The organism is Kitasatospora nipponensis, from assembly GCF_039528135.1.
Classification (GTDB): Bacteria; Actinomycetota; Actinomycetes; order Streptomycetales; family Streptomycetaceae; genus Kitasatospora; species Kitasatospora nipponensis.
This window is the reverse complement of the sequence record NZ_BAAALF010000102.1, coordinates 1-22,184: the sequence shown is the minus strand read 5'-3', so window position 1 is coordinate 22,184 and position 22,184 is coordinate 1. Positions and strand designations below refer to the sequence as shown.

General features: G+C 73.7%; 20 protein-coding genes. 11 read left to right on the top strand and 9 right to left on the bottom strand.

Going from position 1 to position 22,184, the window contains the following annotated elements; all coding sequences use genetic code 11:
* Positions 1-93 precede the first annotated feature (93 nt).
* Positions 94-876, top strand: coding sequence for an AfsR/SARP family transcriptional regulator (locus ABD323_RS24920; protein ID WP_344444174.1), 783 nt, complete (start codon positions 94-96; stop codon positions 874-876).
* Positions 877-969: 93 nt separating this feature from the next.
* Here ABD323_RS24920 and ABD323_RS24915 read toward each other — a convergent pair whose 3' ends face one another.
* Both ABD323_RS24915 and ABD323_RS24910 read right to left on the bottom strand, forming a co-directional pair.
* The gene (locus ABD323_RS24915) at positions 970-1,272 is read right to left on the bottom strand and encodes an SHOCT domain-containing protein (protein ID WP_344444173.1); all 303 of its coding nucleotides are present in this window, start codon (positions 1,270-1,272) and stop codon (positions 970-972) included.
* Between the two features lie 43 nt (positions 1,273-1,315).
* On the bottom strand, positions 1,316-1,741 hold the full coding sequence (locus tag ABD323_RS24910; RefSeq protein WP_425556145.1) for a DUF6325 family protein: 426 nt from the start codon (positions 1,739-1,741) through the stop codon (positions 1,316-1,318).
* Between the two features lie 351 nt (positions 1,742-2,092).
* Between ABD323_RS24910 and ABD323_RS24905 the strand changes: the two genes are divergently transcribed.
* The 3 genes from ABD323_RS24905 (at position 2,093) to ABD323_RS24895 (ending at position 6,470) form a co-directional block, all read left to right on the top strand.
* On the top strand, positions 2,093-3,034 hold the full coding sequence (locus ABD323_RS24905) for a polyphosphate kinase 2 family protein (RefSeq protein ID WP_344444171.1): 942 nt from the start codon (positions 2,093-2,095) through the stop codon (positions 3,032-3,034).
* Positions 3,035-3,162: 128 nt separating this feature from the next.
* The gene (locus tag ABD323_RS24900) at positions 3,163-5,868 is read left to right on the top strand and encodes a cation-translocating P-type ATPase (protein ID WP_344444170.1); all 2,706 of its coding nucleotides are present in this window, start codon (positions 3,163-3,165) and stop codon (positions 5,866-5,868) included.
* 83 nt (positions 5,869-5,951) lie between these two features.
* On the top strand, positions 5,952-6,470 hold the full coding sequence (locus ABD323_RS24895; protein ID WP_344444169.1) for a TerD family protein: 519 nt from the start codon (positions 5,952-5,954) through the stop codon (positions 6,468-6,470).
* Here ABD323_RS24895 and ABD323_RS24890 read toward each other — a convergent pair.
* The gene (locus ABD323_RS24890; RefSeq protein WP_344444168.1) at positions 6,457-7,044 is read right to left on the bottom strand and encodes a hypothetical protein; all 588 of its coding nucleotides are present in this window, start codon (positions 7,042-7,044) and stop codon (positions 6,457-6,459) included. The two genes, ABD323_RS24895 and ABD323_RS24890, sit on opposite strands and share 14 nt — an antisense overlap.
* 328 nt (positions 7,045-7,372) lie before the next feature.
* Here ABD323_RS24890 and ABD323_RS24885 point away from each other — a divergent pair, with 328 nt between their 5' ends.
* From ABD323_RS24885 to ABD323_RS24875, 3 genes are all read left to right on the top strand, one after another.
* Entirely contained in the window at positions 7,373-7,732 is a 360-nt protein-coding gene (locus ABD323_RS24885; protein ID WP_344444166.1) for a UBP-type zinc finger domain-containing protein, read from the top strand.
* A gap of 164 nt (positions 7,733-7,896) precedes the next feature.
* On the top strand, positions 7,897-8,559 hold the full coding sequence (locus ABD323_RS24880) for an NADPH-dependent FMN reductase (protein ID WP_344444165.1): 663 nt from the start codon (positions 7,897-7,899) through the stop codon (positions 8,557-8,559).
* A gap of 161 nt (positions 8,560-8,720) precedes the next feature.
* Entirely contained in the window at positions 8,721-9,665 is a 945-nt protein-coding gene (locus tag ABD323_RS24875) for a DUF5996 family protein (protein WP_344444164.1), read from the top strand.
* Here ABD323_RS24875 and ABD323_RS24870 read toward each other — a convergent pair.
* The 3 genes from ABD323_RS24870 to lanKC form a co-directional block, all read right to left on the bottom strand.
* A complete protein-coding gene (locus tag ABD323_RS24870) occupies positions 9,662-10,273 on the bottom strand; it encodes a maleylpyruvate isomerase N-terminal domain-containing protein (RefSeq protein WP_344444163.1) in 612 nt (203 codons plus the stop codon). The genes ABD323_RS24875 and ABD323_RS24870 overlap by 4 nt on opposite strands.
* Positions 10,254-13,328, bottom strand: a complete 3,075-nt coding sequence (locus ABD323_RS24865) for a helix-turn-helix transcriptional regulator (protein WP_344444162.1) — start codon at positions 13,326-13,328, stop codon at positions 10,254-10,256. The genes ABD323_RS24870 and ABD323_RS24865 overlap by 20 nt, the downstream gene beginning before the upstream one ends.
* Positions 13,329-13,561: 233 nt before the next feature.
* On the bottom strand, positions 13,562-16,231 hold the full coding sequence (lanKC, locus tag ABD323_RS24860) for a class III lanthionine synthetase LanKC (RefSeq protein WP_344444161.1): 2,670 nt from the start codon (positions 16,229-16,231) through the stop codon (positions 13,562-13,564).
* Positions 16,232-16,572: 341 nt separating this feature from the next.
* Here lanKC and ABD323_RS24855 point away from each other — a divergent pair, with 341 nt between their 5' ends.
* The gene (locus ABD323_RS24855; RefSeq protein ID WP_344444160.1) at positions 16,573-16,869 is read left to right on the top strand and encodes a hypothetical protein; all 297 of its coding nucleotides are present in this window, start codon (positions 16,573-16,575) and stop codon (positions 16,867-16,869) included.
* Positions 16,870-16,969: 100 nt separating this feature from the next.
* On the opposite strand, the gene ABD323_RS24850 is transcribed toward ABD323_RS24855, so the two are convergent.
* The gene (locus ABD323_RS24850) at positions 16,970-17,416 is read right to left on the bottom strand and encodes an Lrp/AsnC family transcriptional regulator (protein ID WP_344444159.1); all 447 of its coding nucleotides are present in this window, start codon (positions 17,414-17,416) and stop codon (positions 16,970-16,972) included.
* 93 nt (positions 17,417-17,509) lie between these two features.
* On the opposite strand from ABD323_RS24850, the gene ABD323_RS24845 reads away from it, so the two are divergent.
* Together ABD323_RS24845 and ABD323_RS24840 are read left to right on the top strand one after the other, a co-directional pair.
* A complete protein-coding gene (locus ABD323_RS24845) occupies positions 17,510-18,331 on the top strand; it encodes an LLM class flavin-dependent oxidoreductase (RefSeq protein ID WP_344444158.1) in 822 nt (273 codons plus the stop codon).
* Positions 18,328-18,762, top strand: coding sequence for a nucleoside deaminase (locus ABD323_RS24840; protein WP_344444157.1), 435 nt, complete (start codon positions 18,328-18,330; stop codon positions 18,760-18,762). Before ABD323_RS24845 ends, ABD323_RS24840 begins: the two co-directional genes overlap by 4 nt.
* A 27-nt stretch (positions 18,763-18,789) precedes the next feature.
* Here ABD323_RS24840 and ABD323_RS24835 read toward each other — a convergent pair whose 3' ends face one another.
* Positions 18,790-19,572 (bottom strand): DUF6215 domain-containing protein, encoded by a 783-nt coding sequence (locus tag ABD323_RS24835; RefSeq protein WP_344444156.1) that lies wholly within the window; start codon positions 19,570-19,572, stop codon positions 18,790-18,792.
* A 146-nt stretch (positions 19,573-19,718) separates the two neighbouring features.
* Here ABD323_RS24835 and ABD323_RS24830 point away from each other — a divergent pair, with 146 nt between their 5' ends.
* Entirely contained in the window at positions 19,719-20,828 is a 1,110-nt protein-coding gene (locus ABD323_RS24830; RefSeq protein ID WP_344444155.1) for a TerD family protein, read from the top strand.
* A gap of 64 nt (positions 20,829-20,892) precedes the next feature.
* Here ABD323_RS24830 and ABD323_RS24825 read toward each other — a convergent pair whose 3' ends face one another.
* Positions 20,893-21,966 carry a fatty acid desaturase family protein gene (locus tag ABD323_RS24825; protein ID WP_344444154.1) on the bottom strand — a complete coding sequence of 358 codons (1,074 nt, stop codon included), beginning with the start codon at positions 21,964-21,966 and terminating at the stop codon, positions 20,893-20,895.
* Positions 21,967-22,184 lie beyond the last annotated feature (218 nt).

Below are 22,184 nucleotides of genomic sequence, written 5' to 3'. Positions count from 1 at the left end.
CGAATCGTACATCGTGGTGGGGACAGATCGTTCGCCTGAGACCGTACGAGCAACGGGAGTTGAGGGCGAGACGCGAGGGGGAGGGGATCACTGGTGGTGACCGAGCAGGGCACGTTCGAGTTCAGGTTACTCGGTCCGTTGGAGGCCGCCCGGGACGGCAGGACGATGCCGCTGGGCGGACCGCGGGTGCGGGGTGTGCTGGCCCGGCTGCTGGTGGACGTCGGCCGGACGGTGAGCGTCACGGCGCTGGTCGACGAGCTGTGGGGGGAACGGGCACCGGGTGACGCGCACCGCACCGTGCGCACCTACGTCTCGCGGTTGCGCCGCGCGCTGGCGGGTCCGCCGGGCGAGGGCTGCGGGCCGGTGCTGGTCACCCGCCCACCGGGGTACCAGCTGGCGGTGGAGCCGCAGGCCCTGGACGCGGTGCGGTTCGAGCGGCTCGCCACCGAGGGGCGCCGGGCGCTGGCCACCGGTCGTCCCGGACCGGCCCTGGAGGTGCTCACGGCGGCTCTGGCGCTGTGGCGCGGCTCGGCCCTGGCGGAGTTCGAGGGCCTGCCCGCGGTGGGCTGCGAGGCGGTGCGGCTGAACGCGCTGAGACTCACGGTCGTGGAGGACCGCATCGAGGCGGCCCTGGCCACCGGGCAGCACGCCCTGCTCGTGGGCGAGTTGGAGGGGCTGGTCCGTGCCCACCCGGTGCGCGAGCGGCTCCGCGGCCAGCTGATGATCGCCCTGTACCGCTCCGGGCGGCAGGCCGACGCCCTGGGCGCGTTCCAGGACGCGCGGACGGTCCTGGTCCACGCGTACGGGGTGGAGCCCTCCCCCGCGCTGGCCGGCATCCACCAGCGGATCCTGCGCCAGGAGCCGGACCTCACCTGACCGTGCGGCGACCCGGCGGCGACAGTGACGGGACCGTTCCCGCCCCCGGCGGAAACGGCCCACGACCTGCGACGCCCGGTCCCCGGGCCGGGTTCAGCTGTTGAGGATGCGTTCCTTCTGGGCCTGGAACTCGGTCTCGGTCAGGACGCCCTGATCCTTGAGCGCGGCCAGTTCCTTGAGCTGGTCGATCTTGGTGTCGGTGTCGACGGGGGCGGCAGCGGGCGGGGGCGGCGGCGGGGGCGCCTGGTAGTACTGCTGCTGCTGCGGCGGCGGGGCCTGCTGGGCCTCCTGCTGGGCCCAGCGGCCGGCCTGGCGCCGGGACACCCGGTTGGACACGGCCGTGGCCGTGCCCGCGACCACGGCGGTGCGGGCGACTCCTCGGAGCAGTCCGGGCATGACTACCCTCCTTCGGTGGGGTGGTGGGGTGCGGTTCGCGCGGTCATCCCGCGTCGGACTCGAGGGTGTCCAGGGCGGCGGCGAGGTCCTGCAGCGGAATGCGGCCGCTGGCCACCAGCTGGGCCCCGCCGCGGCGCAGGGCGGCGGCGAAGGGGGCGGCCCAGAGGTTCTCGTAGACGATGACGCCCGCGGAGTTCCCCGGCTGCAGGGCGGCCGAGGCCTCGTCGAGGTCGTCCGCGCCGAGCAGGCCGGATGCCGCGCCCTCGAAGACGGCCAGGTCGAGTTCGCCGTCGCCGGTCATGTCGGCGATCTCCAGGGCGACGACCGAGCCGTCGAGTTCCTTCTTGAGGAAGGTCAGGTCGATGATCCGGATGATGCCCCGGTCGACCAGGTCGACCAGCAGCGGGAGCCCCTCGCCGGTCATCCTGCTGCCGGGGAACTCGATCACCACGTAGTCGATCGGGCCCATCTCGTTCAGTTCGCCGGTCACATCGGCTCCTCGAGTGCGGTGCTGGCTGGACGTTCCTGCGGCCGGCGGCCGGCCCCGGCGCGCCGGGAGACGGTGTCGGCGGCGGGGTCCCGGGGTGCGCCGACCGGCCACCGGGTCCCGTCCTTCACTGTCACAGAGGCGGGCCGCCCCCGCACCTCCGGGCCCGCGCGCCGGGCGGCCCGGGCTCGCCCGGACGGCGGCGCCCGGTTGGACGGGTCCGACGGTGGACCGCAGCGTGGCAGGTACCGACGTCCACCGGAGGGACGAGCAGCCGAGCGGCCCGCCCCGTCACCCGAACGCGTCACGGACCGAGAGGAAGCGGGATCGGCGATGTCGCACAAGCAGGCCAGACGGATCGCGAAGTTCATCGAGCCGCTGCGCGTGGAGCCCGGCTCGCGGGTGGATCTCGCCGAGGACTTCGACCCCCGCTACAAGGCCCGGCTGAAGAAGCGGGAGGGCGCCGAGCTGCTGCGCACCGGCGTCGGCCTGCTCGCCGAGTACCAGGCGAAACTGGCCGCGCAGGACACCTACGGGGTGCTGCTCTGCCTCCAGGCGATCGACGCGGGCGGCAAGGACGGGACGATCCGCCACGTCATGAGCGGGGTCAACCCGCAGGGCGTGCACGTCAGCAGCTTCAAGGTGCCCTCCGCCGAGGAGCTCGACCACGACTACCTGTGGCGCTACGCGTGGCGGCTGCCGGCCCGCGGGGACATCGCGATCTTCAACCGGTCGCACTACGAGGAGGTCCTCGTGGTGCGGGTGCATCCCGAGAACCTCGACCGGCAGCGGCTGCCCGCCGAGGCGCAGGGCCGGGACGTCTGGGCGCGCCGCTACCGCGAGATCAACGACTGGGAGCGCTACCTGTGCGACAACGGGTTCAGGGTCGTGAAGATCTTCCTCAACCTCTCCGAGGAGGAGCAGCGGACGCGCTTCCTCAAGCGGCTCGACCGGCCGGAGAAGAACTGGAAGTTCTCGGCGGCGGACCTTCGCGAACGCGAGCGCTGGGACGACTACCAGCACGCCTTCGGCGAGATGCTCTCCGCCACCAGCACCCCGTGGGCGCCCTGGTACGTCGTGCCGGCCGACCGCAAGTGGTTCGCGCGCATCTGCGCGGCCGCGGTCCTCGTGCACACGCTGATGGAGATCGACCCGCAGTACCCGGTCGTCGGCAAGAAGGCCCGCAAGGAACTGCGGGCCGCCAAGCGGCTGCTGGAGCAGCAGGCCCCCGAGGGCGCCGAGCGCGACCCGTACGCGGCCGGCCGCCGTGGCTGAGCGCCACGGTGTCCGGCCGGCCGTGAGGAACAGAGCGCAACGGAGGTGCGGGTATGGCGCCGCAGGCTGAGCCGCCGGCAGCAGGACGGGCAGGTTCGTCAGGACAGGCGGGACCGGCGGGACCGGCCATGCGGCCCTGGTACGCGACGCCGCCCGAGGAGGTCGCGGCACGGCTCGGGGTGGACCCGGAGGTCGGGCTCCCGGCCGCCCGGGCGGCTGAGCTGCTGGCCGCGGGCGGCCCGAACGCGCTGCCGCAGGAGAAGACGCGGCCGGGCTGGCTGCGCTTCCTGGACCAGTACCGCAGCTACATGCAGATCATCCTGGTCGCCTCGGCGGTGGTGGCACTGGCGATCAGGGAGTGGAGCACCGCGATCCTGCTGATCGTCCTGACGCTCTTCAACGCCGTGGTCGGCCTGCGGCAGGAGGGCAAGGCCGAGAGCGCCATGAACGCGCTGCGGTCGATGATGAAGACCACCGCCCGGGTCCGGCGCGACGGGGTCGAGGCGGAGATCCCCGCCGAGCAGCTGGTGGTCGGCGACGTCGTGCTCATCGCGGCCGGCAACACCGTCCCGGCGGACGGGCGGATCGTGCGGGCCAGCTCGCTGCAGATCGACGAGTCGGCGCTGACCGGCGAGAGCGTGCCGGCGTCCAAGGACGCGGGCACCCTGACGGGCGACCGGCTCGGCCCGGGCGACCAGTCCACCATGGCGTTCATGAACACCCCGGTCACCCACGGCAGCGGTCTGCTGATCATCACGGGGACGGGCGCCGGCACGGAGCTGGGCAAGATCTCCGGGATGCTCTCGGCGACCGAGAAGGAGCAGACGCCGCTCACCCGGGAACTCAACACCCTGACGCTGTGGATCGCGGCGGCGGCCGGCCTGACCATGATCGTGATGTTCGCCCTCGGCCGCAGCCGCGACCAGGCCTGGGACGCCCTGTTCGTCAGCGCCGTCTCGCTGGCCATCGCCGCCATTCCCGAGGCGCTGCCCACGGTCACCCAGGTGATCCTCTCGGTCGGCAGCCTGAACCTCGCCAAGCGCAACGCCATCGTCAAGGAACTGCCGTCCGTGGAGACGCTGGGCTTCACCTCGGCCATCAACTCCGACAAGACCGGCACCCTGACGATGAACCAGATGACCGTCGTCGAGGTCCTCAGCCCCACCGACCGCTACACGGTCTCGGGCAGCGGCTACGGCCTGGAGGGGCGCATCCACCACGCGGCCGGCTCCGCGCCGGATATCGAGGACGCCATCCTGCCGTACCTGCTCGCCAGTGACGCCGAGCTGGTGGACGGCACGGTGGTCGGCGACCCGACCGAGGGGGCCCTGCTCGTGCTGGGCCACAAGGCCGGACTGGACATCGACGCCACCCGGGAGCGCTACCCCCGGCTCGCCACGCTGCCCTTCGACCCCGAGTACAAGCTGATGGCCACCTTCAACTCGGCCGTGGACGCGACGGGCCGGCCGGTGGTGCGCTGCTTCGTCAAGGGCGCGGCGCCCGCCGTCATGGCCCGCGCCACCACCGCGCTCGCCGCCGGCCGCACCGTCCCGTGGGACGACGACCTGCGCGGGCGCGCCGAGGCCCGGTCCCAGCAGATGGGCGGCGAGGGCCGCCGGGTGATGGCGGCGGCCGAGCGTGACCTCGACCCGTCGGCGTTCGACCCCCAGGGCGACCTGCTCGCGCTCGTCACCGACCTGCGGATGACCAGCCTGGTCGGCATGGTCGACCCGCCCCGCGCGGAGTCCCGGCAGGCCGTGGCCAGCGCCCAGGCCGCCCACATCCGGGTCCGCATGGTGACCGGTGACGACGTCACCACCGGGGAGGCCATCGCACGGCAGCTCGGGATCCCCGGCGGGGCGATCCTCGGAGCGGACTTCGCCGCCATGCCGGAGCACGAACGGCTGGCCCGGATCGACGGCATCGGCGTGGTCGGCCGGGTGGCGCCCGAGCACAAGGTGCTGCTCGCCGACACGCTCAAGAAGAAGGGCGAGGTGGTGGCGATGACCGGCGACGGGGTCAACGACGCACCCGCCATCAAGGCCGCCGACATCGGCATCGCGATGGGCAGCGGCACCGACGTGGCCAAGAACGCCGGCCGGATGATCCTGTCCGACGACAACTTCGCCACCATCGTGTTCGCCGTCGAGGAGGGGCGCAAGCTCTACGACAACCTCACCAAGTACATCCGCTTCGTCCTGATGCTCCTGGTCACCTTCGTGCTGACCTTCCTCGGTGCGACGGTCTTCAACATCGCCGCCGGCGAGCCCTTCACCCCGCCGCAGGTGCTGTGGATCCACTTCGTCGTCAACGCGCCCTTCGGCTTCGCCCTGGGCTTCGACCTGGCGAGCCCCGGCCTGATGGAACGCTCCCCGCGCCCCCGCGGCGAGGCGCTGCTGACCAGGTCCGTCATGGTGACCGTGGGACTCAGCGGACTGGCCGTCACCGTCTTCCTGCTGCTGCTGATCAAGCTCGGCGAGCACCACTACGACAGTGTGAAGACCGGCAGTTCGATCGCCTTCACCGCCTTCGCGCTCTGCCTGATCGTGGCGGCCTACGAATGCCGCAGCGAACGCGCCACCGCGCTGAGCACCACCACCTTCGACAGCAGGCCGATGAACGTGGCGGCCCTGTCCGAGTTCGTCCTGGCGGTCCTGGTGACGCAGATGGACGCCTTCCGCCGCATCCTCGGCACCACCGAGATCACCCTCGCCCAGTTCGGCTGGGCCCTGCTGGCGCCCGTCGCGCTGCTGCTCCTGTGGGAACTGGGCAAGCGCCTGGCCCGACCCGGAGCGTCCGTGCCGTCCGGACCGACGCCGGTGCCGGCACCGTGACAGCTCATCGTCAGAATCCTGTCCCTGGTTGACGGTTCGTAGTGGCACCATGAGGGTCGGTGTCCTGACGAACGGAGAAACCGGTGAGCTTCAACAAGGGCCTGGAACGGATCGACGTGGAACTGATGTGGGATCCGAGCCCGTTGGGCTCGGATCCGCACGATCTGGACCTCGTCGCCGCAACCTACACGTCGCACGCCCCGACAGCCGCCCCCGCCTACCTGGTGCATGTCGACAGCCGCTCCCCGGACGGCACGATCACCCTCAGCAGGGACAGCCGCGACGGCCGGGGCCTGGGCGTCGACGAGCAACTGACGCTGGAGCTCGACCGCCTGGCGGACCGCTACCTGCGGGTGGTGGTGGGTGTCGCCATCCAGCAGAACCACGGCCGGCTGACCTTCGAGCGGATAGCCCGCCCCGAGGTGCGGATCCGCAGCGGACGCGATCAGCTCGCGCTGGAGGACCTCTCCGGCAAGAGCGGGTGGACGGGTGCCAGGGTCGCGGAGTTCGTCCGGGACGGCTCGGGGGCCTGGGGGTTCCGGGCCGGCGTCCACGGCTTCGACGCGGATCCGGAGACCTTCGCGACGGTCATGGGCTACTGAGGCGCCCGAACGCGAGCCCCTCCCAGAAGTCCCGGCCACTGCTCCCCAGTTCGCGGACGGCGACCCTGCCGAGTTCGACGGCCGTGCGACCGAGTCGGACGAGTACCAGCTCCGCCGACCGCGCCTCGGTCGAGGTGAACAGCCACCCGTGGTCGCACGAGGTGTCCGTGCGCTCGCCGATGCGTCCGGTCTCCCACCTCTCGGGGTGGGACTGGTCCTCGACCGTCGTGTAGGCGACCCCGAAGCCGGGGACGCCGGCGAACCGCCCGTCACCGAAGCTCCCCTCGGGCGAGAGCTCGTACGCGACGAACTCGACGCTGTCGTGCGGGGCGTCGCGGGGAAACGCGGCGGGCGGGGTCACCCGCGAGACGTCCGGCTGCGAGGGGCGCAGGTAGGACCAGCCGTAGTGGTCCTCGGTCAGCACCCTGAGCAGTTCGGCCAGGTCCCCCCGGCAGGTGCGGGTGAGGATCGCCCACAGATCGGCCTCGGCCGTCCCCGGGTCGCAACTGTGCACGTAGCGCCCCCGGTACGACCCGTCGGCGTTCAGCACTCCGATGACCCCATGTCCGGACACCGTCGATCCCCTCTCACGATGCGGCTGCCCACGAGCCGCCCGCCACGGTCCGGTCACGGCTGCGAGGCGCCCCCGTGACCGCAGGTGAGCCTACGTCAAGGGCCGTCGGCTCCGGCCGCGCGGGAGGACGACGGCCGGCCCCGACTCGGCCAGGACCTGGCCGGGGGTCGGGTCACCCCGCTCGGCACTCAGCACGCGTCACTCAGCAGTCGCCGCATCGGCCCCGCTTGGGTACGTTCGCAGCAGGCCCGCCGGACGGCCGGATCGGGCGCACGCCCCCGGCCGCACGGCCGGCGGCCCCGAGCTTCGGACCCCCAGAGGAGCGGTCATGGCGAACGAACGGCTCCCCGGCATCGACCCGGACGCCCCACCGAGCGGCGAGGGCTGCGCCGAGTGCCTGGCCGGCGACGGCCCCGGCTGGTGGTTCCACCTGCGCCGCTGCGCGCAGTGCGGCCGCATCGGCTGCTGCGACACCTCGCCCGCCCAGCACGCCACCCGGCACGCCCGGGAGGCCGGGCACCCCTTCCTCAGCAGCTTCGAGCCCGGCGAGGACTGGTTCTGGAACATCGAGACCGGCGAGTTCTACGAAGGCCCCGCGCTGCACCCCCCGCAGTCGCACCCCGTGCAGCAGCCGGTACCCGGCCCGCAGGGCGCGGTGCCGGCAAACTGGCAGGACCAGTTGCACTGACACGGCCCGCCGAGGGGCCGTCCGGCGCCGATCCGGTCGCACGCCGCACCCGATCCGGTCGCACGCCGTGGCGCTCCGATCGCCTGTCGTCACCGCCGGGGTCAGACTGGTGGCCAGCGCGCCCTGACCGGGCGGTCCGCCTCACCGCCGGAAGGGACCCGCCCATGTCCACAGCCGCCGCCCAGCCCGGCCCGCTCCGGGTCCTGGTCCTCGGTGCCGCCCTGCGGGCCGAGTCCACCAACGCCCGCCTCGCCGCGCTGGTGACCCGTTTGGCGGCCGACGCCGGAGCCACCGTCGACCTCGCCGCCCTGCACGAGTTCGACATGCCGCTGTACGACGGCGACGTGGAGGCCGCGGACGGACTGCCGGCCGGCGCGCTCGCCCTGCGCGACCGGCTGGAGCTCTGCGACGCGTTCGCGATCTCCTCCCCCGAGTACAACGCCTCGGTGCCCGGCGCCCTGAAGAACGCCATCGACTGGGTCTCGCGCGCCCGGCCGCAGCCGTTCCGGACCAAGCACGCGCTGCTGGTCTCGGCCTCCCCCTCACTGGTCGGCGGGAACCGCGGGCTGTGGGCGCTGCGGGTGCCGCTGGAGCACCTGGGCACCCGCGTCTACCCGGACATGTTCAGCCTGGGCCGCTCGCACCAGGCCTTCGCCGCCGACGGACTGCTCACCGACCCCGGGCTGCAGCAGCGCCTCGCCGAGACCGTCACCGCGTTCCTCGGCCTCGTCGAGGCCGACGCGCGGTACGGCTGCCTGCAACGCCGGTGGTACGAGTTCCTGGGGGACCGCACCGAGGCCGCCGTCACCCAGCGCGCCGAGGGCTGACCCCTCAGGCGGCTCTCGTGACGCCACCCGCGGCCTGCGTGGCCGTGCCGCCGATGCGCTGCGGATGCGTCCGCGCCGAGCGCCGCCTAGCGTCGGAAGCCCGCACGACCCGTGGTCGACAGGCCGCCCGGTCGGCTCCACGACGAGCGTAGGTGTGCCCCATGGACCTGTTTCCCGCGATTCCCCTGGCACAGTGGAAGGACTCCAAGGAGACGCTGCACCGTTTCCTGCAGATCGTCGGCAAGGTCCGACTGGCGAGCAGCGTGCGGCGCAACCACTGGTGGAACGTCCCCTTCCACCTCACCGGGCGGGGCATCACGACCCGCCCGATGGGTGGGGTGGGCGGACATCCGGTCTTCACCGTCGACTTCGACTTCGTCGACCACCGGCTGACCGTCTCCGCGCTGGACGGCCGGGCGGCCTCGTTCCCGCTTCCCGGGCAGTCGGTCGCCTCGTTCCACCGCGCCACGCTCGACGCCCTCGCCGCGGTCGGCGTGACGGTGACCATCGCGCGCCCGCACCCGTTCGACCTGCCCGACGCGCGGCGACCGTTCGCCGACGACACCGAACACGCCTCCTACGACCCGTTCTGGGTCAACCGCTACTGGCAGGTGCTCAGCCAGGTCAACCTGGTGCTGGAGGAGTTCTCCGCCGGGTTCTCGGGCAAGACCAGCCCGGTGCACCACTTCTGGCACACCTTCGACATCGCGGTCACCCGGTTCTCCGAGCGCGCCGTGGACCTCGGCGCGGGCGTCGACCCGGTGACCCGCGAGGCGTACTCGCGCGAGGTCATCAGCGCGGGCTTCTGGTTCGGCGACGACGACTTCCCCCGCCCGACCTTCTACTCCTACGCCGCCCCCGAACCCGACGGGCTCAGCGGTCACCCGCTGCGTCCCGCGCCCGCCCGCTGGGTCGACCACCGGGCCGGTCACCTGGCCACGCTGGACTACGACGACATCCGCACCGGCCCGGACCCCAGGGGCGCGGTCCTCGACTTCTACACCTCCGTGTACGAGACCGCGGCCGGCCTGGCCGGCTGGAACGTCGACGCCCAGGCCTGCCCCGGCGGCATCACCGACCCGGTGGCCTCGGGGACGACCTCCTAGACCGTCCCCGTGCCCGGCCACTCCCCCACGGCCGCCCGCCAGACCCACGAGGACCGGCGCGCGCGGCCGTCCAGCTCGGCGCGGCCGGTGCACCAGAGCAGCACCTCCGCCGGGTGCCCGCCCGGCTCCCGCGCCTCGTCCGGGAAGAGCCGGTGGAGCGCGAAGGCGCACAGCTCCTCGGGTGGCTGCCAGCTCAGGCCGAGGCCGCGGGTGATGTCGTGGGTGTGCAGCAGGACCTCGGCCACGCCCATCGCCGCGAAACCGCCCGGGTCGCAGGGCCCGTAGTGGTAGGCGCGCAGGTCGTCGGGCGCCGCGTCGACGGCCGTGGCGAGCAGGTTCCCGGCGGCGGTGACGACGGCCAGCACCTGGGTGGGACCCGCCTGCGGGTGGACGGTGAGGTCGAAGGGCAGGTACCCGTCCCGGGGGCGGGCGGCGAGCTGACCGGCGTAGGCGAGCAGGTCGTGGGCGATGTGGACGGCCGTGTCCCGGCAGCTCCACTCCAACGGCCCGGCGGGGACGTTCCAGTCCCGGTCGCCCGCGTGCGGGGCGAGCACCCGCAGGGCGGCGCCCAGGGCCTCCCGTACGGGGTCACCGGCGTTCGTGTTCACTGCTTCGGCGCTCCTTCTGTCGTTGTTCCTCTGAGCGGTCATCAGGGATCACCGACTGCCATGGTGCCTGGTGGCCGAAGACCGGCTCGCGCGGGTCCGCCCGCCCGGTGCGGGTCATCAGGCTCGCCAGGGCCGCGCGGGACGACACGGAGGCCTTGCGGTAGATGGTGGACAGGTGCGTCTCGACGGTGCGGCGGCTGAGGTAGAGCCTGGTCGCGATGGCCTGGTTGCTCAGGCCCTCCGCGACCAGGTCCGCGATCTCCAGCTCGCGCGCCGTGAGGTGGGCGAGGTCGTCGGGGACGGGCGGGCCGTCGACCTGTGGACGGGTCATCTCGGCCAGGTCGGCCAGCAGGCGCGCGCCTCCGCCCACGGCGATCCGGTGGCCTCGGTGCCACAGGACGGCGGCGCGCGGACCGTCGCCGGCGGCCTTCACCAACGGTGCGGCGCGCAACAGGGAGTAGGCCTCCCAGAGGGTGGCGCCGCACTGCGCGTACTGCCGTGCGGCCTGCTGGAGCAGCTGGGCGGCGGCCGTGGTGTCGCCCTCGTGCTCGGCGAGGGCGGCCCTGGCGCGCAGCACGGCGGCGAGTTGGCCGCGCAGGCCCACCCGGTCCGCCTCCTGGGCGGCGCGTGCGACCCAGTGCCGGGCCTGGTCGAGGTGACCGGTGGCGAGGGCGGTGTGGACGAGCGTCTCGAGTTGGGCGGGGCGGGTCGAGGGCTGCAGGCGGTGCAGGTCCTCTCCCCCGCCGGCGTTCAGGATGGCCTCCTGGGCGCGGTGCGGGTCGCCGCTCACGTACAGGGTGTGGCCGAGCATGCACCAGGCCAGTGACGCCCACCAGTTGGTGCTCCGGCCCGAGGTCGCGACCGCCTCCCGGGCGGTCGCCAGGGCTCCGGGATCGCCCAGCGGGCCGGCCAGCAGCAGGATCAGCGTCTTGAGCGAGAGCGTCAGGGCCAGCAGGTCCCCGCTGCCGATCGCCCGGGTGAGGGATTCGGCCTCCTCGATGGCCTCCAGCGCCGTCGGCAGCCGGCAGGTGTTCAGGTGCACGAACGCCCTGCTCATCAACAGGTGTGGCAGAACGTACAGTTGGCCACTGCGCCGGGCGATCTCCAGCCCCCGGTCGGCGTGCCGCTCGGCGTCGGCGTAGCGCTCCAGCAGGCCCTCCGCCCAGGCCAGCCAGACCAGCGACTCGCACAGCTCGGTGAGGTGGGGATCGGTGGTCGCGTCGGTGATCTGGGCCGCCGCGGTGGCGAGGCGGCCCGCGAGCTCGGTGTTCCCCTCGTACGCCTCGCCCAGCGCGGCCAGCGCCAGGACGGCGGCCTCGCCGGTGCGGTCGCCGTGGGAGCGGGCGGTGGCCAGCGTCCGCTCCAGGTCGGCGCGCACCTCGGGGAAGGTGACGGTCAGCACGGCGGACATGCCCAGCGCCAGCCCCAGGGAGACGGCCTGGCCGGGCTGCGGGCCGGGACTGCCGGCCAGTTCGCGGCGCAGCAGGGCGGTGGCCTCGGGGCAGTGCCCGAGGTGACGCTCCATCACGGCGCACTGGGCGATGGCCTGCGCGCGCAACCCGGAGGGACCGTCCGCCTCCGAGCCGGCGATCAGCGTGTGCAGCAGGTCGCGGCTCTCCCGCAGCCGGCCGCCGACGCCCAGCGCCCGGGCGCGCGCCAGGGTGAGTTCGCCGCGGCGCCCGGCGTGTTCGGGAGCGTCCGGCAGGAAGCGCAGGACGGCCTCCAGGTAGTGCGCTGCGGTGGCCGGAGCGGTGTGGGAGAACCGGGCCGCCGCCTCCGTCAGGACGTCGGCCGACGCGGCGTTCCAGCCGGTCAGCGCCCGCTCCACGTGGTGGGCCCGCTCGGCGGCGCAGGCACCGAGCCGGGTCAGCTCGTCCGCCGTGCGGCGGTGGATGTCGACGCGCCGGCCGGCCGGGATGTTCTCGTAGACCAGGGTGCGCAGCAGCGGGTGCCGCAGCGACCAGCGGTCGGCGGACCGCGCCCGCAGCAGGTCCCGCTCGGCTAAGTCGGCTATCTGGTCGTCGAGTTCGTCGGCGCAGGAGAACGGGCCGGTGACCAGGCCGAGCATGGCGGAGGTCGCGTGCTCCCCGAGGACCGTCACCGCTTCCACGATGCGGCGCTGCGCCGCGCTCAGCGCCGTCAGTTCGGCCAGCAGCGGGGACCCCGGTCCGCCGGATATCCCCACCTCTCCCAGGGCGCCGACGTCGCCGGACAGCGCCCCGCTCCGGTGGGCGTGCAGCAGGGAGACCAGGTAGAGCGGGTTGCCCTCGCTGGCGGCGTACAACTGCCGGGCGCGGGCCGGCGGGAGGTCGGGCGCCAGCACCTGGATCGCCTCCCGCTCCGCCAGCGGCGCCAGCGGCAGGCTCAGCACGGACCCGCTGTCGACCCCGCGCATGAGGGCCGCGGCGAGTGCGGCGGGCGTCTGGCGGCCCCGGCGCGCCACCGCGAGGAGCACCGGGCCACGGACCGGGTGGCGGACCAGGTGGTCCACGAGTTCCAGCGACGCGGCGTCCGCCCAGTGCAGGTCGTCCAGCGCCACCACCAGCCCGTTCGCGCCGAGCCGGGCCAGTAACGCGGCGACGGCACGGTAGAGGACGAAGCGACGGGGGGCGCCCGCGCCCGACCCGGGGTCCGGCACCCGGTGGTCGCCGTGCACCACCGGTGCGGCCTGGGCCAGCAGCGGATCGCCCTCCAGCACGGCGAGGTCGACGTCGGCGAAGGCGTCGGCGAAGAGCTGGAAGGGGCTCTGCCGCTCGTCCTCCGTGGCCCGCCCACGCAGCACCGTCAGCCCGCCCCTGCGGGCCCGCGCGCACACCTCGCTCAACAGCCGGCTCTTGCCGATCCCGGCCTCCCCGCAGAGGTCGACGACGGACGGCCCGCCCTCGCGCCCCAGGCCGCCGAGGACGGCGTCCAGGCGGGCCAGTTCCGCGGATCTGCCCACCAGCCCGGCCGGGCCGGCACCCGACGTCGGCACTCGACCTGTCGTACCGGACGGCCTGAGGGACTCCCGTACCGCCGAGGTGCCGATCCTCAGGGCCGCACTGCGATCTGCCATGACCCGCATTATCGACCGCCCCACCGACACGCCCACCGGCACGCCGCCGGTGCGGCACCGGAGCGGCGCCACGATCGGCGGACCGTCGGCCCGGCCGAGCCCCACGCCCCCCCCCGCCGGTCACATGGTGGTGGTGGTCGGGTTGGTGATCAGGCTCGCGTAGATGCTGAAGCAGGGGTGCCAGAAGGCATCCTCCTGCTCGACGTCGAGCTGCTGGAGGGCGAGGATCTGGTTCATGCGGATCGTCCTTTCCTTGGGGGTGGGGCAGTCACGGCGGATGGGATGCCGTGGTCCAGGGTGAACAGCTCGTCCTGCGGGCCGTGCAGGACGCGCAGCAGCGCCAGCAGCACTCCCGCGGCGCCGCCCGACAGGTCGGCGGCGTACCGCAGGCCGCCCGCGCCGAGGCAGCGCATGCCCTGCCCGTGCGGACTGGCGTGCTTCAGCAGTCCGGTGGCCACGCGTACGGCTGTTTCACGGTCGGCCGGACGGCCGGTCAGTTCGGCGTGTTCGGCCAGGAAGTAGGCCAGCCCGGCGAGTCCCGTGCAGAGACCGGCCTCCAGCGTGCAGGTCCTGCGGGCGTCGGCGACCAGCAGGGGCAGGGCCGCCGCGCAGCGCTCGTCCGGGGAGGTGGCCACGTACCGGCCCACGGCGGTGGCCACGCCCGCCGACCCCACGGCCAGGTAGGGCATGGCGCGCCTGAGGACGGCGTTGTCGGCGTAGGACAGGCCGCCGTCGGGCAGCCGCAGCGCGCGGTCGAGCTCCTCGTGGAGCAGCCGGCGCCCGGCTTCGAGGTAGTGCGACTGGCCCGTCTCGCCGGCCAGTCGGTGCAGGAAGAGGGCGAGCCCGGAACGGCCGTGGAACAGTCCCCGGGCGTCGTGGTCGCCGAGGGTGGGCGCCGGATCGGTCGTGCGCACGATGGTGTCCCCGGCGGCGGCGGCCCGCTCCAGGTGCCGGGCGTCGCGCGTGCGCCGGTGCAGGGCCAGCCAGCTCAGGCCGATGCCGGCCAGGCCGCCGGCCAGGGTGCCGCAGGTCCGGGTGAGGGGATGCTCCTGCGCGGCCCGCAGCAGCTCGATCGCCTCGTCCAGGCGGCCCAGTTGGGCCAGCACCCGGGCGATGCCGGCCGATCCGGCGGTCAGGCCGGGGGGAAGCTCCTCGCGCAGCGCCAGCGCGTCGTGGACCAGGCGCTTCTCGACCCCCTCGGGGACGGGCACGCCGGCGCGGTGCAGGGCGTGCACCACCCCGGCGGTTCCGTAGGCCACGCAGACGGTGTTGGTGCGGAACGCCTCGGAGGCCGGCGGGAAGACCCAGTCGGACCGTTCGGGATCGGCCGCCTCCAGCAGTCCGGTGGCCAACTGCACGGCGAGCTCGGCGAGGCAGCCCTCGGGATCGGCGTCGACGTCGGCCGGCGAGGGCAGCGCGGCCGGCGCGGCCGGCCCGGGCGGCGCAGGCCGGGCGGGCATCGTGGCCGGCCGGGCGGCATCGTCACCGTCCGTGCGGGGGAAGGCCGTTGCCCGCGCCCAGAGGTCCGCCGGCGGTCGCGCGGTGACCGTCAGGTCGCGCCGCAACAGCGCGAGGTGGGCCGCGGTGGGCTGGGCCGCGCCCTGGAGCGGCGGGGCGAGCAGCGACAGCGCGAGTGCGGTCATGCCGTACCGGTCCCGCAGGAGCGGATCCGCTGCGGCGCCGGCCGGTTCGCGCGGCGGGGTGAATCCGGCGGTGCCCATGGCGGCCGGTGGCCCGGTCAGCGGGGTCGCGGCCTCGAAGTCGACGAGCCTGGCGCGCAGGTCGGCGGCGACCAGGACGTTGGCCGGGCTCAGGTCCCCGAACCGGTAGCCCAGGGCGTGCAGGCTCGCCAGGGCGTCGTCCAGGCCGCGCAGGATCTGCCGGCACCCCTCGAAGTGCGGGGCCGGGTCCCGCGCGGGCCCGTGCGACGTCGTCAGCGGCGAGGTGCGGGCCACCCACTGCTGCAGCGGCACGCCCTCGACGAACTCGGTGACCAGGAAGTCGTGTTCCCACTCGGTGAAGTGGTCGAGGGGTTGCGGGCAGACCCCGGGAGCCGCCGCGTGGACGGCGGTGAGCACCTCGTACTCGCGGCGCAGTCGCTCCTGCGCGCTGACCCCGTCCCAGCTGTACCCGTTGTGGGCGCGCGCCTCCTTCAGGAAGACGACCCGCCCGGTGCGCCGGTCCACCGCCTGGTACGCCCCGCCGGCGTTGCTGGGCTGCAGCACCCTGACGACCTCGTAGTCGCGGATGACGATCGGCCCGGTGTGCGGCGCGGGCTCCTCGGCGACGAAGGGATCGGTGACCCCCTCGGGGAGGACGAAGGCCGGCCGGCGCAGGTCCGGCACGTCCCGTCCCGAACCGTCCCGCACCAGCGGTTCGCGGCTGCCGTCGGGGAGCAGCCGGCTCCGGTGGCTGAAGGCGCCGTAGCGGTAGTGGACGGTCCGCGAGTCCCGGTACCGCCGGTCGGACAGGACGTAGGGGCCCTCCTCCCCCTCCAGCGCGGCCGACAGGGCGTCGAGGAGCCGGCGGGCCGTCGCGGTGTCGTGCGGGTAGACGGCGCAGAACTTGCCGGCCTGGGCCCGGTCCGCGTGCTTGTGGTGCAGCGCCAGGAAGAACGTGCGGGCGGCGACGTGCTTGAACGGCACCCGCTCGGCGAAACACACCCGCGCCACCACGTCGAGGACGTCCTGGGCGCGGTCGAGGCGCGCGGACACGTGGATCTTCCACCCCTGGGCGGCCCGTCGCGCCTCCGGGTGGCTCCAGGCCGTCCAGATGTCACTGTCGGAGCTCAGCCACCCCTGCGGCGCGTTGGAGGCGGCGAACCGCTGCCCCCGGTCGCCGATGGTCGCCAGCGGGGCGTAGTACTCCCGGTCCGCGAACGCCTGACCGACAACGTCGAGCAACGGAGTCTCCTGAGGACGGAACGAGATCGGGAGCGGCGGCGGCCGCCCCCGCCCGGCCGCCGAACGGCGCGGACGGACACGGCACCGCGCCCCGCCGGCAGCACCGATCGTCGACCAGGCCGCGGGCGAGGACATCCGTGCAACCACGTAAGCCGGCTACGTAGTCGCCGGACCTCGTGGCCGCCGCACTGCGTAGTCGCCGAACACCGGGGGGACCGCACCGGGGCGACCTCGCCGGCGGTCCCTCCAATGCGCTGTCCGGGCTGCCGGGGTCACGGATTGCGGCCACGATCTGGGGGAGGCACGTGCGTGCCGACACGCCAACCAGAGGTGGAACGACCATGAGGGTGCTGCTGACGGTCCAGATGGACACCGACAAGGCGAACAAGGCGATCACCGACATGACGCTGGCCCAGACCATGAAGTCGGTGTTCGACCGGATCAAGCCGGAGGCCGCGTACTTCGGGGCGAAGGACGGGCAGCGGACCGCTTTCGTCGTCTTCGACCTCAAGGAGGTGTCCGACATCCCGAGCGTCGCCGAGCCGTTCTTCCGGGACCTCGGCGCCAAGATCGCCTTCATCCCGGTGATGAACTTCGACGACGTCCAGGCGGGCCTGCAGAAGGCCGGATCGAGCTGAGTCCGCGGCACCGGCGCACGGCCCGCACCCCGCGAGGGGGGCGGGCCGTCGGCGCGTTCGGGGCCCGGGTGTGGTGCCGATCGCGCGGGGGGGCGGCCGCTCAGGGCCGGGCGGGTCCGCGGCGCGGGAGGGTCCGGCTGTAGACGACGCTGGTGGTCGTGCTGCCGAAGCCGGCCAGTTCGTCCATCAAGGTCTCCAGGTGGCCCATCGAGGTGGCCGCCACCTGCAGCGTGTAGCAGTCCTCGCCGGTGGTGCGCAGGCACTCCAGGATCTCCGCCCGCTCGGCGAGCAGCCGGTGCAGCGGCTGGTGATGGTTGCCCGGGTACTTCAGCCGGACGACGGCGAGCACGGGGTAGCCGACCTTGGTCAGGTCGACCTCGGCGTGGTAGCCGGTGATGACGCCCATCGCCTCCAGCTGGCGAACGCGCTCGGTGGTGGCCGACGCGCTGAGACTCACCCGCCGCCCCAGCTCACTGAGGGAGATCCGGGCCTCCCGTTGCAGCTCGTCGATGATCGCCCAGTCAACGTCGTCAAGATTCGCGGCCATCCGGCGATCCTACCGGCAGAACCACGGGAGAACGTGCCGATCACCAGGAGAACCGCCTTCCCCCTGCCATGATCACCGGGATAGCCTCAGGTCATGCAACTTGGCGTCAACGTCCCCAACTTCGGGCCCGGAACCGACCCCGGCGTGCTGCGCGAGTGGGCGCGGACCGTGGAGGGGCTCGGCTTCGACCTGCTCATGGTGTCGGACCACGTGGCCTCCACACCCGACGTGGCCCAGCGCTACCCCGCGCCGTTCTACGAGCCCTTCACCACGCTGTCCTGGCTGGCCGGCATCACCGACCGGGTACGGCTGGGCACGACCGTGCTCGTGCTGCCCTACCGGCACCCGCTGCTGGTGGCGCGGATGGCCGCCAACCTCCAGCAGCTCAGCGGCGGCCGGCTGGTGCTCGGGGTGGGCGTCGGCTGGGCGCGCCAGGAGTTCGAGGCGCTCGGCGTGCCGTTCACCGCGCGCGGCCGGCTGACCGACGAGGCGCTGGACGTCCTGCGCGAGGTCTGGCGCGCGGAGGACGGCGGCAACGGCATCCCGGTGCCGCTCTGGGTCGGCGGCAGCAGCGAGGCGGCGATCCGACGGGCCGTCAGGGTCGGCGACGCCTGGCACCCGCTGCGGTCCACCCTGCCGTGGCTGCGCACCACGCTGGCCGGCCACCCGGACCTGCCGGTGTTCGCGCCGCGGATCGCCCTGCGGCTGACCGACACCGCGATCGACGACCCCGAGCGGCTGGCCGGCACCGGCACCCTGGAACAGGTCCTCGACGATCTCGACCAGCTCCGGCTGCTCGGCGCCGAGACCGTCCTGCTCGACCCCTACCACGGTGATCCGCAGGAGACCCGCCGGCCGCAGGCGGCCTGGCGGGCCCTCAGCGCCGTGGCCACCCACTGGAGGACTGCACCGTGATCACCACCGCCGACGAGGACCTGCTGCGGCGCGCCATCGCCATCGCCGCCCACGCGGTCACCCTGGGCGACGCCCCGTACGGCTCCCTGCTCGCCGGCCCGGACCACACGGTCCTCGCCGAGGCCCACAACACGGTGCGGCGCGACAACGACATCAGCGCCCACCCGGAGCTGAAGCTCGCCCGCTGGGCGGCGCGCGAACTCGACCCCGCCACCGCCGCCCGCACCACGCTCTACACCAGCTGCCAGCCCTGCGGCATGTGCGCCGGCGGCATCGTCCGCTCCGGGCTCGGCCGCGTCGTGTACGCGCTCTCCACCGAGCAACTGGTCGAGCTCAACCCCGAGTCGGGCGCCTGGCCGACGGTGCCGCAGGAGGGCCCGGCCCTGTTCGAGGAGGCCCGCGCGCCCCACGACGCCTACCGCCGGGAGTGACCCCGGCGGGGGCGGCGGCAGCGGTGGCTACGGTCCGGTGACCCAGCCCTGAAGGGTCGGCAGGACCGCCTGGGCGATCCGGTACAGCGCTGCCTCGTCCGGAGCGCCGTCGTCCTCGCGCCACATGGCGACCTCGAAGGACTCACCGTCGACGTCGGGCGTCTTGGCCACCACGAGGTGGCGCGCGACACCGCCGGTCCCGGTCCTGGACTGGTTGGTGCCGGCGTTGAAGTAGAGCGCGGTCGTGTGGTCGGTGTAGGCCGCCGAGGGGTGGTCGAGGACCGCCATCGGCGTGGGCGGCTTGTTCGAGAGGACCGCGAAGTCCTTCACCGACATCGTGTGGTTGTCGGTGATCCGCAGTCTGACGGAACCGAGTTGGACCTCCGCCGAGGCGTCGTACTCCTTGTGCCCGTCCGCGAAGGTCATCGGGCCGCCGCCGGACGTGGCGATCGTGACGTGTTCGGTCGGCATCCCGAGCAGGGTCGGCAGGTCCGGGCGGTTGAGGGCGGCACAGAGGGCCGGGTACTCGGGGGCGTCGGTGTCCTTGGGCTTCTCGCACACGGCCGGCTTGCCCGCGGCCGCCGCCTGGGGATTGCCGACCAGGCGCAGCCCCCACAGGCCCGCGACGACGATCACCCCCAGCACCGCCGCCGCCACGATCTGGGTGGCCACGCCGGGGCCGCCGGTGCCCTTGCCGTCCGCGATCCGGTCTCCGCTCTGGTCCCCGCTCTGGTCACTCGTAGCGCTCCGGTCGCTCATGCCGTCGCCCTGGTCGCTCATGCCGTCGGCTATGCCGAGGTTGTCGGTCATCCTGCTCGTCCCCGCCCCATGTCCCGCTGTTCGATCGCCCCCGATCGGGCTGCGTGATCTTAGCGTCCGGCGACGGGAACCGGCCGCACGCGCACGACGTTGTCGCCACTGGACGCACGAGATCGAGAGCACAGTGGAGGGACGTCATGGGTGTTGCCCTGGCCAGGGGCGGCAATGTGTCGCTGGGTACGCAGGCCCCGGGGGTGCGCGCCGTGCGGATCGGGCTCGGGTGGCAGGCCGGCGCGGCGTACGACCTGGACGCGAGCGCGCTGCTCTGCGACGACTCCGGGAAGGTCGTCTCGGACCAGCACTTCGTCTTCTTCAACAACCGGCGCAGCCCGGACGGTTCGGTGCGCCACCGGGGCGAGGCCACCGGCGGGGGCGACCAGGAGCAGTTGGAGGTCGACCTGGCGGACGTCCCCGCCCGGGTGGAGAAGATCGTCTTCGTGGTGGCGATCTACGACGCCGCCCAACTCGCCCAGTCCTTCGGCCGGGTGCGCGGCGCCTACATCCGCGTGGTGGACACGGCGGGCGGCGCCGAGCTGGCCCGGTTCGACCTGGACGGCGACGCGGCCAGTGAGACCGCGATGGTCTTCGGCGAGCTCTACCGGCACGGCCAGGACTGGAAGTTCCGTGCCGTCGGCCAGGGCTACGCCTCCGGGCTGGCCGGCATCGCGACGGACTTCGGGGTGAACGTCGGCGGGCCGCCACCGGCGCCGGTCCAGCCCGCTCAGCCCGCCGCCCGGCCGGCCGCCACACCGCCCGCCTTCGCCCCGGCCGCACCGGCGGCCGTTCCCACCGTCCAGCCCGTAGCCGTTCAGCCGGTGGCCCCTCAGCCGGCAGCAGGGAGTTCTCGCATGACGTGCTTCTTCGACCCCGCCCACGGCGCCGCCCAGGCGTCGGCGCTGTGGTCCCCGCAGTGGGGCGTGCCGCGGCAGATCGAGGCCTGCCTGGCCTGCGCGCAGCGCGTGCAGGGCGGCGTGCCGCCGTTCTACTCCGGCCCGCAGGGGAACGGGTACCCGCAGGCGGGCGGCTACCCCCAGGCGGTGCAGCCCGGCTATCCGCAGCAGCAGGGCTACCAGCAGGCCCAGCCGCAGGCGCCCGGCCAGCCCCCGCAGCGCCGCTTCGGCACCGGCGCGCTGATCGGCGCCGGCGCGGCCGGCCTGGTGGGCGGCGCGCTGCTCAACGAGGCGTTCAGCGACGACTCCCCCGAGGTGGTCGTCAACAACTACTACGAGGACGACGGCTTCTTCTAGAGCCGGAGCCGGAGCCGCCCGCCCCGCGCGCACCCGCCTGGGCGCGGCGGGGCCGGCGTGCCGGCTACCGCGCCGCCCGCAGCGGTGCGCCGACCTCGTGCAGGTGGTGCAGCGCCTGCCGGTAGGAGTCGAGCAGGGACGTCTCGGCGTAGGGGATCCCGACCGCCGCGCAGTGGGCCTGGACCAGCGGTCGGGCCCGCCGCAGGTGGGGACGCGGCATGTGCGGGAACAGATGGTGCTCGATCTGGTAGTTCAGGCCGCCGAGCACCCAGTCGGTGACGAACCCGCCGCGCACGTTGCGCGAGGTGAGCACCTGGCGGCGCAGGTGGCCCCACCCCTCGCCGTCCGGGTCGGGCATCTCCATGCCCTTGTGGTTGGGGGCGAAGGTCAGCCCCAGGTGGAGACCGAACAGGGCGTGGTGCACCAGGGCGAAGACCAGGGCCTTCCCCGGCGGGAGCACGCTCAGCAGCAGCGTCGCGTAGCCGACCAGGTGGGCCAGCAGGAGCAGGCCCTCGACGGCGCGTTCGCGGGGCGACTGGCGCCTGAGGTCCTGGAACCCGGAGACCTTGAGCGCGATCCCCTCCAGCAGCAGCATCGGCACGAAGAGCCCCGCCTGGTGGCGGGTGAGCCAGCGGCTGAGGCCCGCGCGCCGCTCGGCCTGCCTCTGCGTCCAGACCAGGGCGCCCACGCCGACGTCCGGGTCCTTGTCGACGTGGTTCGGATTGGCGTGGTGGCGGTTGTGCTTGTCGTTCCACCATGCGTAGCTCAGCCCGAGGAGCAGGTTGCTGTGGACGAGCCCGACGGTTCGCCCGGCCCGCTTGCCCCGGGTGATCTGCGCGTGGCCGGCGTCGTGCCCGAAGAAGGCGGTGCGGGCCCACAGGACGGCCAGCGGCAGCGCGAGCAGCACGGTCCACCAGCTGTCCCCGGCCAGCACCACCGCCACCACCGTGGCGGTCAGGGCCAGCAGGTTCGCGGCGATGCGGACCGCGTACCAGCCGAGCCGCCGCTCCAGCAGCCCCTGCTCCCTGACCGCCCTCAGCAACGGGGCGAACTCACTGCCCGCCCGAGGTCCGGGTTCGGGTCGGGGTCCGGCATCGGGCCCGGCATCGGCGATCAGCATCGTGCTGGCGTGTGGCATGGCGTCTCCGGCCGGTCGTCGTCCCCCGCAGTGACCTGCGCTGACCCCACGAACGTACGGACCCGGGCCGCACCCCGACCATGACGCCGCCACCCCGAAACGGCAGGGGGCTGTCCCCTGCCGGAGGTAGGGCTAGCCCCACCACCGTTCGGGGCGGTCGGTGTGTGGTGCGGGCCACGGGCGGGGCTGTTTGTGACGCAGGGTGACGCTCGCGGTGC

What these genes read in the sequence shown, in the direction of transcription:
- ABD323_RS24915 (WP_344444173.1), bottom strand. Translation starts at nt 1,272, where the DNA reads ATGCCCGGACTGCTCCGAGGAGTCGCCCGCACCGCCGTGGTCGCGGGC.
- ABD323_RS24910 (WP_425556145.1), bottom strand. Translation starts at nt 1,741, where the DNA reads ATGGGCCCGATCGACTACGTGGTGATCGAGTTCCCCGGCAGCAGGATG.
- ABD323_RS24905 (WP_344444171.1), top strand. Translation starts at nt 2,093, where the DNA reads ATGTCGCACAAGCAGGCCAGACGGATCGCGAAGTTCATCGAGCCGCTG.
- ABD323_RS24900 (WP_344444170.1), top strand. Translation starts at nt 3,163, where the DNA reads ATGCGGCCCTGGTACGCGACGCCGCCCGAGGAGGTCGCGGCACGGCTC.
- ABD323_RS24885 (WP_344444166.1), top strand. Translation starts at nt 7,373, where the DNA reads ATGGCGAACGAACGGCTCCCCGGCATCGACCCGGACGCCCCACCGAGC.
- ABD323_RS24880 (WP_344444165.1), top strand. Translation starts at nt 7,897, where the DNA reads ATGTCCACAGCCGCCGCCCAGCCCGGCCCGCTCCGGGTCCTGGTCCTC.
- ABD323_RS24875 (WP_344444164.1), top strand. Translation starts at nt 8,721, where the DNA reads ATGGACCTGTTTCCCGCGATTCCCCTGGCACAGTGGAAGGACTCCAAG.
- ABD323_RS24865 (WP_344444162.1), bottom strand. Translation starts at nt 13,328, where the DNA reads ATGGCAGATCGCAGTGCGGCCCTGAGGATCGGCACCTCGGCGGTACGG.
- ABD323_RS24855 (WP_344444160.1), top strand. Translation starts at nt 16,573, where the DNA reads ATGAGGGTGCTGCTGACGGTCCAGATGGACACCGACAAGGCGAACAAG.
- ABD323_RS24850 (WP_344444159.1), bottom strand. Translation starts at nt 17,416, where the DNA reads ATGGCCGCGAATCTTGACGACGTTGACTGGGCGATCATCGACGAGCTG.
- ABD323_RS24845 (WP_344444158.1), top strand. Translation starts at nt 17,510, where the DNA reads ATGCAACTTGGCGTCAACGTCCCCAACTTCGGGCCCGGAACCGACCCC.
- ABD323_RS24835 (WP_344444156.1), bottom strand. Translation starts at nt 19,572, where the DNA reads ATGACCGACAACCTCGGCATAGCCGACGGCATGAGCGACCAGGGCGAC.
- ABD323_RS24830 (WP_344444155.1), top strand. Translation starts at nt 19,719, where the DNA reads ATGGGTGTTGCCCTGGCCAGGGGCGGCAATGTGTCGCTGGGTACGCAG.
- ABD323_RS24825 (WP_344444154.1), bottom strand. Translation starts at nt 21,966, where the DNA reads ATGCCACACGCCAGCACGATGCTGATCGCCGATGCCGGGCCCGATGCC.